The organism is Idiomarina sp. OXR-189 (genome assembly GCF_034373425.1).
Lineage (GTDB): Bacteria > Pseudomonadota > Gammaproteobacteria > Enterobacterales > Alteromonadaceae > Idiomarina > Idiomarina zobellii.
This window is the reverse complement of record NZ_CP139706.1, coordinates 2,339,559-2,351,619: the sequence shown is the minus strand read 5'-3', so window position 1 is coordinate 2,351,619 and position 12,061 is coordinate 2,339,559. Positions and strand designations below refer to the sequence as shown.

The following is a 12,061-nucleotide window of genomic DNA, read 5'->3' as shown; positions in this document are numbered from 1 at the left end:
CATTTGTTAAAACAGCAAGCTGCGTTATACTGACGCCGCTTTACCAAGGGGTGCCGGCAACGGCTGAGATGCGAAAGCGAACCCTTAAAACCTGATCCGGTTAATACTGGCGTAGGGATGGTAGAAAACCCGTCTAATACAGCCTTACCGGATCGTTTCTGACTTTGTTTTGAGGAAATGATCCATGCAAAAAATAACGTCTTACTTAGCAGCTAGTATTGGCTTAGCATTACTGCAAACTCCGGTTCTGGCCTATGGTCAGGAAAATAGCAACGACTTTGAAATAATTGAAGTTAGTGGTGACTTTCATAAGCGCACGCTTAATGAAACGACCAGCAGTGTGTCCATTATTGACCAAAATGCAATGCAGCAGCGAAATGCGCAGCATTTAGAAGACACGCTCAACAGTTTTGCCAATGTTAATTTCTCCGGCGGTACATCGACCGCACGCTTTATTCAGATTCGCGGCATGGGCGAGCGTTCTCAGTTTGTTGATCCAATTAGTCCGTCAGTCGGTCTTATTATAGATGGCATTGATTACAGTGGTTTAGGCACTGCTGCGTCCCTTTTCGATATAAACCAGGTTGAGGTATTTCGAGGGCCCCAAAGCGGTCGTTTTGGTGTGAACGCAATGGCCGGCTTAGTATTGCTTGATAGCGTACAGCCCACGGAGAACTTTAGCGGTCAGTTTGAGTTGTCAGCCGGTAATTATGATGAACGCATGGGTGGTTTAGCATTAGGCGGACAGCTGAGCGTATTAGGTAACGCCCGCTTCTCTGTCAGTCAGTTTAAGCAAGACGGCTACATTGAGAATGCCTATTTAGAAAGGGACGACACCAACGATAGAGACGAACTTGGCGTTCGCTTTTTATTGAACACCCAATTTACCAATAACTGGACGTTAGACACCGTTTTGCACTACAACGATGTTGATAACGGCTACGACGTATTCAGTCTTGATAACAACCGAACCACGCTGTCAGACGAGCCGGGCTACGACCGCCTTGAAAGTGATGCGGTAAAAACCACATTGAATTATTTAGGTTGGGATAACAGCCGACTTGAGTTGTCAGCGAGTATTTTAAACGCAGATACTGCTTACGCCTTTGATGAAGACTGGACTTACGTCGGTATTGCGCCCGGTTGGGAATATTCGTCGTTTGATGCTTACTTGCGTGACAGAAAAGACAAAACCGCCGAGGTTCGCTGGTTGTCGGATGCCCCGCAAGTGTTGCTGGGAGTAGACAGTGAGTGGGTAGCGGGTGTTTATTATTACGATAAAGACGTCGAACTAACGCGTGATTACTTTAATTGGGACTTAGGTCAGCCGGATATTTTCCAAAGTGATTATCGCAGTCAACATGCCGCGGTATACGGCGAATTGACGCAGCACTGGAGCGAGAAGTTCACCACTATTAGCGGTTTGCGTATTGAGCAGTACGATAACGACTACTCCGACAGTCGCAATATAGACGCACAACCGGAAGATACCATGGTGGGTGGTAGTTTTAGTGCACGCTACCAGGCAGCACCAAACAGCTATTGGTATGCGACCGTGTCACGAGGCTATAAGTCCGGTGGCGTTAATGGCGAAGCGCTGGGTAAAGCGGACGACCAGGGTCTCGACGAGCTAAAAGACTACCTGCTGGAACGCGCTACTTTTGAGCCTGAAATTCTATGGAGTGCCGAATTTGGCGTTAAAGGCAGTAGCCCAAGCGGTGACTTAACGTCACGAGTGAGCACTTTTTACCATTGGCGTGATGATGTTCAGCTTAAAAGTTGGGTGAACCGCAACCAGTCGTTTGTCGGTTACATTGAGAATGCTGCCGAAGGGACGGGGTACGGTCTTGAAGCCGAAATCCGCAATAAATTGACCGACTGGCTCACATTATTTGCTTCTGCGAGTTGGCTGGAAACCGAAATAGAAGGCTTTGTGACTGAGGACGGCATGGATATGACAGGGCGTGAGCAAGCTCATGCGCCTCAGTATCAGTTCAACGTTGGCTTCGAAGGTTGGTATGGTGAGAATGTTCAATGGGTACTTCAGGCCGATGGCAAGGACGAATTCTATTTCTCGAACTCGCATAATCAGAAGTCGGACTCTATGGCACTGGTGCATTTCGCGGTGAACTATTACGTTGATGATTGGCGTGTGAGCTTGTGGGGACGGAACTTAACGGATGAAGACTATGAAGTGCGTGGTTTCTATTTCGCTAATGATCCCCGAACTCAGTATGCCAATGACGAAACCTACGTGCAGTACGGTGAGCCGCGCCGTTTCGGTGTCACTGTTAGCAAATCGTTCTAAGGAAAAGCCGTGATAGAAACCCTGTTAGAACAGTTAATGATGAGCTCTTTGTGGGAATTAGCCGCACTGTTATTTGCGCTGGGGTACCTCGTGCTTGCGGCGCATCAGAAACAATGGTGCTGGTTGTCGGCAACCATAAGCTGCAGTATTTACGCGGTGTTGTTCTGGCAGGGTAAGTTGTATATGGAGTCGGTACTGCAGGCTATTTATGTGGTCATGGCGGGTTACGGCTGGTGGCAGTGGCGTTTCCAAAAATCCGCAGCGCAAGAGAGTCCCGGGGGGGCTAAGTACTCGTTGAGGTGGCATCTTTTACAGTGGGCTTGGCTGATACCTCTGGCTGCTATGACCGCTTATATGCTTTCTGTGTATACTGACGCCGACGCCGTGTGGCTCGATACTAATACCACTGTATTCAGTTTGCTGGCGACTTGGCTGGTGACTAAGAAAGCGTATGAAACCTGGTGGTACTGGCTGGTTATCGACAGTGTTTATGTGTATTTGTACGCCAGTAAGGGTTTTGTCGCTACGGCGTTATTGTTTGTGGTTTATCTGGCGCTAGTGTTGTATGCCATGTGGCGCTGGCATCAGGATAATTCACAACCAGAGCCGGTAAAGAGTGCCGGATGATATCTGTACCTAAAGCAGTCACTCGGTTAACCAGTGGGCAGTCAAACCAAACGCTGCGGCTTAAGTCCGATGACTCTGATCTCGTACTAAAGCGGTGGCAAAATGATGGCTTATTTCAGGTTGATCGAGGTCTGGAGGTTGCTGTACAGAAAACGCTTGCCGAAAGTGGTGCTGCCCCTGAGGTACTGGAGTGGAATGAAGCAGAAGGCTGGTTACTGCAGCCTTACTTAGAGGCGCCTTCATTAAATCAGGTCACCTTATCGCCCGCTATTAAAGCAACGGTATTGGCTGAGGTTCTCGCTAAAATCCACTCCTTTAAGCCAAGCATTCCTCACTGGAGATTGAACGACAAAGTAGAGCATTACCTGCAGCAGCTTTCTAACTATCAACCTTCCTTGGCTAAGTCTTTTCGGGAAGAGAAAAGCCAACACCAGCAGGCGATTGATCAATGGCTGGAGTACCCGGTGCTTTGTCACAATGACCTGTCGATGAATCATATTCTTATGACGGCTCCCATTAAAGTGATTGACTGGGAGTATGCGGGAGTCGGGCACCCACTGTTTGATATTGCGAATACCATCGTCATGAACAAGCTTGACGACGCTATGGCGGAACGGCTGCTGACAGACTACGCACGATTAACGCGTTATGACGTCGAGCTTGCTGATATGGCCGAATGGCTTGATTTGGTGGATTGGCTGAATAACTTATGGCAGCATTTACTTTCCTATTCCAAGTAAACGGAAAGCAGCATGACTGACAAACAGCTAACCGAGAAGGTTTACGGCTACCTCGCAGAAGATGAAGACGCGCGAGTGTGTAAGGATATACCTGAGTCGGCGTGTAACCATCAGCCAAAGTCTTTTGTGCTAATGCTGCTGTCTCTGACGTTAACCAAGCTGGGTGACAGCCTGGTCAGCGCACGTTTAGTCTTGCCGTGGATGTTAAGTTCGTTAGGCGCTCCTGCCATATTCATTAGTGCGTTAGTTCCCTTGCGTGAGTCATTGGCACTATTACCTCAACTATTTGTTGCCCAGCAATTGCGCCAACAACCGGTTAGGAAGTGGTTTTGGGTTGCAGGTAGTGTCGGGCAGGCCGCATCGCTGTTGCTCATGCTGTTTGCGGTTGCCACGTTAAATAATAGTGCTCTGGGCTGGAGTGTCGTGTTACTGCTCGCGTTATTTAGCTTGTCTCGCGGTATCTGCTCGGTTGCCAATAAGGATGTTACGGGTAAAACGGTGTCTAAAACACGGCGGGGTAGGTTATCCGGTGTAGCAGCCTCTTCCGCTGGGTTGCTGACCTTGCTAACTGCTTTAGTGATTGTTTTTTCTCCGGAAGTAGACGGTCAGCGTTGGTTATTTTTAGCCTTGCTGGGAGCGGGTGTTGTTTTATGGCTTTTAGCGGCGGCTTTGTACGCAGGTATTCCAGAGGTTGCTGGCGCTACTGAAGGTGGCGGTAACGCCGTCTCTGAAGCCGTTAAGTCGATGTCATTGCTCTGGAAGAATGGCCAGTTTGGACATTTTGTGTTGACCCGAGCCTTACTTGTCGCCGCAGCTTTCGCCATTCCCTACATTGTGGTGCTTATTCAGCGTCAAGGCGATACAGAGTTAACCAGTTTAGGTAGCCTTATGCTGGCTAGTGGACTTGCGGGTTTGCTGGCCGGGCGTTTTTGGGGACGTTGGTCTGACTCAGCCAGCCATCATGTGATGGCGGCAGCATCGATCATGTCGACGCTAGTCATGGCGGCGGCACTGGCTATATTCTATTGGGCACCAAATTGGCTCGGTCTTGAGTGGATTGCTGCTTTGTTGCTGTTTGCGTCCGCAGTGGCCCACCACGGTGCGCGCGTTGGTCGTAAAACGTATTTGGTTGATATGGCAAACCAGGAGAATAGAGCGCAGTTAACGGCTGTCTCTAATACTGTCATGGGTGTTGTACTGCTGGCAGGTTTGTTACTCGGTTGGGTTGATGCGGCTTTTGGTGCTCACGCCGTACTATGGCTGTTGGTCGTTGTCGGTGTGTTGGCGACGTTAAGCGCATTGAAACTACCTGACGTGTCCGGAGACACGTCAGCATAGCGTGTTTACAACGTTGTAGGTTTTACTTGCCGCGAATAGTCGCGTACAGACCAATGATAACGGCAGCAACCCCACCAATTAAATACCAGATAGTGTTGTCTGTTGGCTCATTGGTCGCCATTTCCGATACTTCCGACGCGATGGATTGTGACGCTTCATAAGAGAAGTAAAGCAAGATAGCGCCAACGATAATTAATACAATACCAACTATGCGTGTCATAACGGTTTCCTTTTGTTGTGTTAACAGTTTCTCAATATATCGCACTATAAATTAAGCGCAAGTTTCTACCTTTTTATTGATTTATATCATCTGACATATTTCTAAACCCTGATTGTAAGTGTAATTGTTAATAAGTGCGCATCGTTTAAAACTAAAATAACAAGATTGGGGAAGAACTATGACTAGAGCGCCTTTCAAGCTAGGTTTTTTATCAGTGTCTCTGGCTGCTGCATTTATGGCGCCGGGAATTGCCATTGCTCAAGATGCCGTTAATGCCGAAACCGGGGAGTCAATTGAGCGAATTGTTACTCTTGGGTCACGTGTGAATGGTCGGACGGCTACAGAGTCTGCGTCACCTATTGATATTATCTCAGCCGACCAGCTGGTTGATACCGGTGCCACTGAGCTGGGTAAAGCTTTGCAAATGAGTGCTCCGTCATTTAACTTCTCGTCAACGACTATTTCAGATGGTTCGGACATTATCCGTCCGGCAACTTTACGAGGCTTAAACCCTGACCAGGTATTGGTTTTGGTGAACGGTAAGCGCCGTCACCAGCAAGCGTTGGTGAACGTACAGGAAACTATTGGTAAAGGCTCAGCGGGCTACGACATTAACGCCATTCCGATTACAGCGGTTGAGCGTGTTGAAATTCTTCGTGATGGGGCCGCGGCTCAGTATGGCTCTGATGCTATAGCGGGTGTTATTAACATTACGCTGAAAAGCTCTGAGGGCGGTAGTATTTCTGCCGAAGTAGGTCAAACGTATGAAAAAGACGGTGAAGTAAATACTGTTGGTATTAACTTCGGTAAAGAGTTTGATAAGGGCTTCTTCAACGGTACGTTAGAATACCGTGACCGCGGCATGACCAATCGCGCTTCGCCGGCTGAAGCATCACTTATTGGTGACTGGTTGTCTCCAAGCGGTGAGCCTGTCGTTCGTTTACACGTTGGCGACGCAGACTCTGAAAATATGTACGCCTGGTTTAACGCTGGTTACAACTTGGGCAATACCACTGAGCTTTACGCGTTTGGTGGTATTTCGAATCGCGACGGTGGCTCTTCAGGCTTTTTCCGTGGACGCGGGCACCCAAGAACGATAGAGGCAATTTATCCTGACGGTTTCTTACCAAAACTGGAAACAGAAGCCGATGATCAGTCCTTAGCGGTGGGGGTTCGAGGGGACCTTCCCAATGCTTGGCTATGGGATGCGAGTGTGGTTTACGGTAAAAATGAGTTTGGGTTTAACTCGTCAAATTCTGCCAACGTGAGTTGGTACTATGAACCACACCCAGATGGCGGTATTTATGGTGAGACGCCAACGGAAGCCTTTGACGGTGAGTTAGTGTTTGAACAAACCACATTTAACTTCGATGTAAATGGTACGGTTGATGTTGCTAATGAGCTTCTTTATCTAGCGCTGGGTGTTGAACTGCGTCAGGACAGTTACCAGATTAACCCAGGTGACCCGGTGTCGTGGGCTTATGGTCGAGCGAATGATCCGGATGTAGAAATATTAACGCCTTATGGGACCGTTGCAGAAGCTGGTATTCAAGGGTTTCCGGGCTTTAGTCCTAGCCAGGCGGTAGATGCTGACCGAGATAGCTACGGCGCATACGTCGACGCGGAATATTATGTCACTCCCGATTTTTTATTGGCTGGCGCACTTCGTTATGAAGACTATGATATTGCCGGTGATAATATCTCGGGCAAACTCTCTACCCGTTACGACATTGATAGCGACTTTTCTTTGCGAGGCACTGTCGCAACTGGCTTCCGGGCGCCGGGTGTTCAGCAAATATACTACAGTCAGGTTCTAACAAACGTTGTTAATGGTACTCTGGTGGAAACAGGCACAATAGCTAACGACGATGAGTTAGCACGCCAGTTTGGCATAAAAGAGTTGGAAGAAGAAACCTCGGAAAGCATCAGCTTTGGTTTAATTAAACGTTTTGATAATGGCTTTGATTTAACCATGGATGCGTATCAAATCAATATTGATGACCGCATTGTTTTGTCTGAAACTCTTACGGCCGATGTTGGTGCGGAGTTTGGTGATATTCTGGCTGATAATAACTTAGGTGCGGCTCAGTTCTTTACAAACTCAGTTGATACTAAAACCACGGGTTTGGATGTTATTGCCTCTTACCCAACTGAGTTAATGGATGGTGAGTTAAACCTAACCGCGGCTATGAGTTTTATGAACACCGAAGTTGAACGAGTGAATTCGGTTTCATCACTCATTGATGGCGACGATATTTTCAATGACACTCAGATACTTCGTTTGGAAGAAGGTCAGCCCAGTGAAAAAGCAACTATTAGCGCTGACTGGTCTCGCAACGCCTGGAATGTGAATGTGGCGTTCAACTATTTCGGTGCTGTTGAAGGTCAGGCATTTACCGGCGTTAAAAAAGAATGGGGTGGTAAATGGTTAACGGACGCATCTGTTGGTTATGACTTCACTGACAATCTGAATGTCCGTATTGGCGCAAACAACCTGTTTGATACTTACCCGGACGAGTGGGGCAGCGAAGGCTCTCCATTCTCGGATGCGGGCTTCAAATACGGTTGGGAAACCTTCCCGTTTGGTATTAATGGCGGTTATTACTATGCGCGCTTGAACTATACGTTCTAAAGGGTAGTTTCTAAGTACTGCATAGTATAAATACAAACAAAAACGCCCCGCTTTGACGGGGCGTTTTTTATGGCTGAGCTCAATTAATAGAGCCTTCAGTCACCTAAGTAAGAGGTCAGCATCCACGCTGTTTTCTCTTGCTCTTTGATGTAGTCACTCATCAGTGCGTTAGTACCTTCATCACCGGCTTCACCGGCTAGGTCTAAAATCTCTCGCTGTAAGCGAATGGTAGTTTGGTAACTATCCAGAATATTCGCAACACAAGCGCGACCTTCATGAACGTCTTTTACTTCCTCAATTTCGCTGTTCTTAATGTACGTTGAGTAAGCATGTTGAGGACGTTGACCTAAGGTCAGAATACGCTCTGCTATTTCATCAATTTTCAGCAGTAAGTCGTCGTAGGTTTCTTCAAACTTAGCGTGCAGTTCGAAGAAGCGCTCGCCTTTAATGTTCCAATGGAAACCACGAACGTTCATGTAAAACACTTGATAGTTCGACAGTAGCTCGTTCAGCTTGTCACCAAGTTGCTCGGCTTTTTTCTTATCTAAACCAATAACGCTTAACTGTTTCATAAAACCCTCCTTTGTCATCGTTATGCTTTAACCATAGTCTATTGATGCGGTTAAAGAAAGCGATGAAAACCGATGAAGCTGACAGTTAAATTCGATAACTGTCAGCTTTAGCTTACATCAGGGAGTACGCTTATGAAGCGAGTTAGATCAACTCAGTGACTCAACTTTGCCGTCGCGAATGTGCTTTTCGCCGCGCGCTTTAGCAAGCTGAATTTGACGCTCGCGTTCTGCGTAACGTTCTTTTTGTTCTGGTGTAGTTTTGTCGAAACAGTGTGGGCAGCTAACCCCTTTCTGGTAGTGCTCAGAAGCCATTTCCTCTTGAGTAATAGGCATACGGCAGGCATAACACTGGTCATATTCACCTTGCTCTAGTCCGTGTTTAACCGTGACACGTTGGTCGAATACGAAACATTCACCATTCCAGCGACTCGTGTCTTCCGGTACCAGCTCAAGGTACTTCAGAATGCCGCCTTTTAAGTGGTAAACCTCGTCGAAGCCCTGCTCTTTTAAGTAAGCGGTCGACTTTTCACAGCGAATGCCGCCGGTGCAGAACATGGCGACTTTCTTGTGCTTTTCCGGATCAAGATGTTCTTTTACATACTCTGGAAACTCGCGAAAGGTATCGGTTTTAGGGTTTACTGCGCCTTCAAATGTGCCGACGGCATACTCGTATTCATTACGGGTATCAATAACCAGTACTTCCGGGTCAGAAATCAGGTCGTTCCACTTTTCCGGCTCAACGTAGGTGCCAACCGTGTTCTTAGGATCGACCCAGTCGACGCCCATAGTGACAATTTCTTTTTTGAGCTTGACCTTAGTGCGGTAGAAGGCCTGCTCGTCACTCGGTGATTCTTTGTGATCAATGTCAGCAAAACGTTCATCTGAACGTAGATAAGCTAAGACGTTATCGATGGCTTCGCGGGTACCGCAAATAGTACCGTTAATGCCTTCTCGAGCCAGCAGAAGGGTGCCTTTTACGTCGTTGTCGATAAGGGTTTGATAGAGTGGTTCGCGAATTTGCTCATAGTCATTGAGCTCGACAAACTTATACAATGCCGCACAAATGTACATATCGTGTTACCTTTTTCAGCGGTTCGGAACGTAAATCCGAAGCCTTGTTTGGAAATAGTCGATTTAAAAATCGAGCGCGAATTATACGTATTGATCCAGATCAGCGCAAACCGGGAGTCGAAGCCAGTGGTCAGTGAGTCGTTATTTTATGGGTTAGTGTTGCTGTCTGCGGCAACGTCGTTATTAAGTGCGGTAGCCGGTGCTGGGGGCGGCGCGGTATTAATAGGCGTTATCGCGTTGGTGCTGCCCGGCAGCGCCGTTATTCCGGTTCATGGTTTAGTACAAATGGGCTCGAACGTAGGGCGGGCAGCTTTGTCATGGCGACATATTCACTGGCCGACTATTGCTTGGTTTGTGCCTTTTGGGCTATTGGGCACCTTTCTGGGAAGCCTGTTACTGGTTCAGTTACCAACAGAGATACTGCAAATTACCATTGGCCTGTTCCTGTTATGGTTAACCTGGGGTCCTAAATTACCGCAAAGCTTGTCCGGGCGTGCGGGTCTTGTCGGTGGGGGCTTGTTAACGGGGTTTTTAGCTTTATTTGTTGGCGCTTCAGGACCTTTGGTGGCGGCTTTCGTAAAAGCCCGTTTCAGCGAGAGAATGCAAACCGTGGCTACCTTTGCTGCGGTTATGACTTTTCAGCATGGTCCTAAAGCCATTGTGTTTGGTATGGCTGGCTTTGCTTTTAAAGACTGGCTGCCTTTAATTGGAGCAATGATAGCGGCTGGTTTTGCCGGTACTTGGATAGGTTTGCGCTGGCTCAAAAAAATAACGAACCAGCGCTTTGATCAACTATTCCGAATCATTATTACCTTGTTGGCGCTGCGTTTGCTTTGGGTCGCGCTTGAGGCGCTTATCCCAACGTTGTCTGGCGTAGCGGCGTAGGCTGGCAATGTTGTCAGTTTCATCCATTATTGGCGTGCCCAAAATGGTTTCGATAATATCTTCCAGGGTAATAAGTCCTAACCAGCTGCCATGCTCGTCATAGACTAACGCCATGTGTTGCCGTGTGGATATAAGGTGGCTCATTAAGGCTTCGACACTCACGGTTTCGGTAACGACTTCAACCTGGCGAACAATGTCGAGAATAGGTGTTCCTTCGTCGGCGTCAAAAACATCGCTGCGGAACAGAATGCCGTGAGGCTCTTCTTCGGCGTCGATGACCGGGTAACGGGAAAAGGGGAGCTCACGAATCTTTTGACTAACGGCCATAATGTCTTCGTCAGGCCGTATGGACTCGCAAACCGTTCGCGGTGTCATAACTTCCTTAACCCGAATGTCGTGAAGGTCAAGAATGTTTAAAATAACACGTCGCTCGTCCGCATCCAGAGCTTTTTCCTCATGACCAATGGTTGCCATGGCTTTTATCTCAGAGCGCACATCAATTTCTTCTTCCCCACCGCCAATACGTTTTGTTATTTGGTCAGACAACCAAATAAATGGCTTTAATGTCAGAATCATGAAGTTAAGCGTGGGCGGAAGCCAGGGAGCCAATGGACGCCAGAATTTAGCCCCAATGGTTTTCGGAATAATTTCGGACAAAATGAGGATGAGTAACGTCATAACTGCAGACGCAACGCCCAAGTAACCATCGCCAAACACAACACCGACCTGCGCACCGACACCGGCAGCACCAGCGGTATGAGCTACCGTATTTAAGGTTAAAATAGCGGCTAAAGGCTTATCGATACCATCTTTTAGTTTGCGCAGCTGTTTGTGTGTTTTAGGACGAGACTCTTTCAGTTGTGCAATATAGCTAGGTGTCACCGATAGTATTGCGGCCTCCAAAATTGAGCAAATAAAAGACACGCCTATGGCTAAAAACGCAAAAAGTATAAGAAGAGTCATTGGGCTCCGGTTGAATTGGTTTTAGTTACAAGAATTGTATCAACAATATAACAGAAACCGCAGCAATAAGTATGGACCAGCCGGCAGGGCCTGAGTAACGTTGCCACACGTCTTCTGCTTGCGGACCTAACCAGGCAACCAATGCTGCCAGGACATAGTATCGTAAGGCTCTGGCAATGCCGGCAGATAATAAAAATAGAGTTAATGGGTACTGGCCAGCCCCTGCGGCTAGCATCGCAACTTGAAACGGAACTGGGGTAACGCCAACAACAAATATTGACCAGAAGCCATTGTTTTCGAGCGTTTCCTTAAATTCAGCGTACTGTTCCTGAGCCGATAAATAGTCAATGAACCATTGTCCTACGGTGTCAAATAAAGCATAGCCAATGTAGTAGCCACCAACCGAGCCCGCCATAAAGCCAGCTAACGCCACAGACGCAATAAGCCAAATGCGATCTCGCTCAAGCAGCATGTAAGGAACCAAAATAAGCTCTAACGGGATAGGCAGAATAGTGGCTTCTAATGCTGACAGAAAAAACAGAAGCACTAGCGAATGCGGTGAGTTAGCCAGCTTTATATACCATTTTTCACGGGTTGATGTGGTCGCCATAAATGGGTCAAGCAAATAGTTTCGATTGAGTGTATCGTTGCAGTGTAACCCGATTTTTTTGCAAATAGGGATCGAACCCGTTAAAAATTACGTAA

Annotated in this window: 11 protein-coding genes and 1 riboswitch; of the genes, 6 read left to right on the top strand and 5 right to left on the bottom strand. The window is 47.5% G+C overall.

Going from position 1 to position 12,061, the window contains the following annotated elements:
* Window positions 1-36: 36 nt before the first annotated feature.
* Window positions 37-135: riboswitch (TPP riboswitch) on the top strand.
* Window positions 136-184: 49 nt separating this feature from the next.
* Genes UM402_RS11535 through UM402_RS11520 form a run of 4 tightly spaced genes read left to right on the top strand, consistent with a single transcriptional unit; the run spans window position 185 to window position 5,013 of the window.
* Entirely contained in the window at window positions 185-2,308 is a 2,124-nt protein-coding gene (locus UM402_RS11535) for a TonB-dependent receptor (RefSeq protein ID WP_058578452.1), read from the top strand.
* 9 nt (window positions 2,309-2,317) lie between these two features.
* On the top strand, window positions 2,318-2,935 hold the full coding sequence (pnuC, locus tag UM402_RS11530; RefSeq protein ID WP_322295314.1) for a nicotinamide riboside transporter PnuC: 618 nt from the start codon (window positions 2,318-2,320) through the stop codon (window positions 2,933-2,935).
* On the top strand, window positions 2,932-3,675 hold the full coding sequence (locus UM402_RS11525; RefSeq protein ID WP_058578451.1) for a phosphotransferase: 744 nt from the start codon (window positions 2,932-2,934) through the stop codon (window positions 3,673-3,675). The genes pnuC and UM402_RS11525 overlap by 4 nt, the downstream gene beginning before the upstream one ends.
* Before the next feature lie 12 nt (window positions 3,676-3,687).
* Window positions 3,688-5,013, top strand: a complete 1,326-nt coding sequence (locus UM402_RS11520; RefSeq protein WP_058578450.1) for an MFS transporter — start codon at window positions 3,688-3,690, stop codon at window positions 5,011-5,013.
* A gap of 22 nt (window positions 5,014-5,035) precedes the next feature.
* Here UM402_RS11520 and UM402_RS11515 read toward each other — a convergent pair whose 3' ends face one another.
* Complete coding sequence (locus tag UM402_RS11515) at window positions 5,036-5,233, bottom strand: DUF3185 family protein (RefSeq protein ID WP_053953278.1); 198 nt, start codon at window positions 5,231-5,233, stop codon at window positions 5,036-5,038.
* A 178-nt stretch (window positions 5,234-5,411) separates the two neighbouring features.
* Here UM402_RS11515 and UM402_RS11510 point away from each other — a divergent pair, with 178 nt between their 5' ends.
* Window positions 5,412-7,865, top strand: a complete 2,454-nt coding sequence (locus UM402_RS11510; RefSeq protein WP_058578449.1) for a TonB-dependent receptor plug domain-containing protein — start codon at window positions 5,412-5,414, stop codon at window positions 7,863-7,865.
* A gap of 95 nt (window positions 7,866-7,960) precedes the next feature.
* Here the strand turns inward: UM402_RS11510 and UM402_RS11505 are convergent, their stop codons facing one another.
* Together UM402_RS11505 and UM402_RS11500 are read right to left on the bottom strand one after the other, a co-directional pair.
* Window positions 7,961-8,437, bottom strand: coding sequence for a Dps family protein (locus UM402_RS11505; protein ID WP_058578448.1), 477 nt, complete (start codon window positions 8,435-8,437; stop codon window positions 7,961-7,963).
* 147 nt (window positions 8,438-8,584) lie between these two features.
* Window positions 8,585-9,508, bottom strand: a complete 924-nt coding sequence (locus UM402_RS11500) for a rhodanese-related sulfurtransferase (RefSeq protein ID WP_058578447.1) — start codon at window positions 9,506-9,508, stop codon at window positions 8,585-8,587.
* Between the two features lie 48 nt (window positions 9,509-9,556).
* Between UM402_RS11500 and UM402_RS11495 the strand changes: the two genes are divergently transcribed.
* The gene (locus UM402_RS11495) at window positions 9,557-10,393 is read left to right on the top strand and encodes a sulfite exporter TauE/SafE family protein (RefSeq protein WP_322295313.1); all 837 of its coding nucleotides are present in this window, start codon (window positions 9,557-9,559) and stop codon (window positions 10,391-10,393) included.
* On the opposite strand, the gene UM402_RS11490 is transcribed toward UM402_RS11495, so the two are convergent.
* Together UM402_RS11490 and UM402_RS11485 are read right to left on the bottom strand one after the other, a co-directional pair.
* Entirely contained in the window at window positions 10,301-11,356 is a 1,056-nt protein-coding gene (locus UM402_RS11490; RefSeq protein ID WP_058578446.1) for a CNNM domain-containing protein, read from the bottom strand. The two genes, UM402_RS11495 and UM402_RS11490, sit on opposite strands and share 93 nt — an antisense overlap.
* Before the next feature lie 25 nt (window positions 11,357-11,381).
* Window positions 11,382-11,966, bottom strand: a complete 585-nt coding sequence (locus UM402_RS11485) for a YqaA family protein (protein WP_058578445.1) — start codon at window positions 11,964-11,966, stop codon at window positions 11,382-11,384.
* Between the last annotated feature and the right edge of the window lie 95 nt (window positions 11,967-12,061).

Excerpts from the sequence above, each read along its gene's own strand:
- UM402_RS11535 (WP_058578452.1), top strand. The coding sequence starts at position 185 with ATGCAAAAAATAACGTCTTACTTAGCAGCTAGTATTGGCTTAGCATTA.
- UM402_RS11525 (WP_058578451.1), top strand. The coding sequence starts at position 2,932 with ATGATATCTGTACCTAAAGCAGTCACTCGGTTAACCAGTGGGCAGTCA.
- UM402_RS11520 (WP_058578450.1), top strand. The coding sequence starts at position 3,688 with ATGACTGACAAACAGCTAACCGAGAAGGTTTACGGCTACCTCGCAGAA.
- UM402_RS11515 (WP_053953278.1), bottom strand. The coding sequence starts at position 5,233 with ATGACACGCATAGTTGGTATTGTATTAATTATCGTTGGCGCTATCTTG.
- UM402_RS11510 (WP_058578449.1), top strand. The coding sequence starts at position 5,412 with ATGACTAGAGCGCCTTTCAAGCTAGGTTTTTTATCAGTGTCTCTGGCT.
- UM402_RS11505 (WP_058578448.1), bottom strand. The coding sequence starts at position 8,437 with ATGAAACAGTTAAGCGTTATTGGTTTAGATAAGAAAAAAGCCGAGCAA.
- UM402_RS11500 (WP_058578447.1), bottom strand. The coding sequence starts at position 9,508 with ATGTACATTTGTGCGGCATTGTATAAGTTTGTCGAGCTCAATGACTAT.
- UM402_RS11490 (WP_058578446.1), bottom strand. The coding sequence starts at position 11,356 with ATGACTCTTCTTATACTTTTTGCGTTTTTAGCCATAGGCGTGTCTTTT.
- UM402_RS11485 (WP_058578445.1), bottom strand. The coding sequence starts at position 11,966 with ATGGCGACCACATCAACCCGTGAAAAATGGTATATAAAGCTGGCTAAC.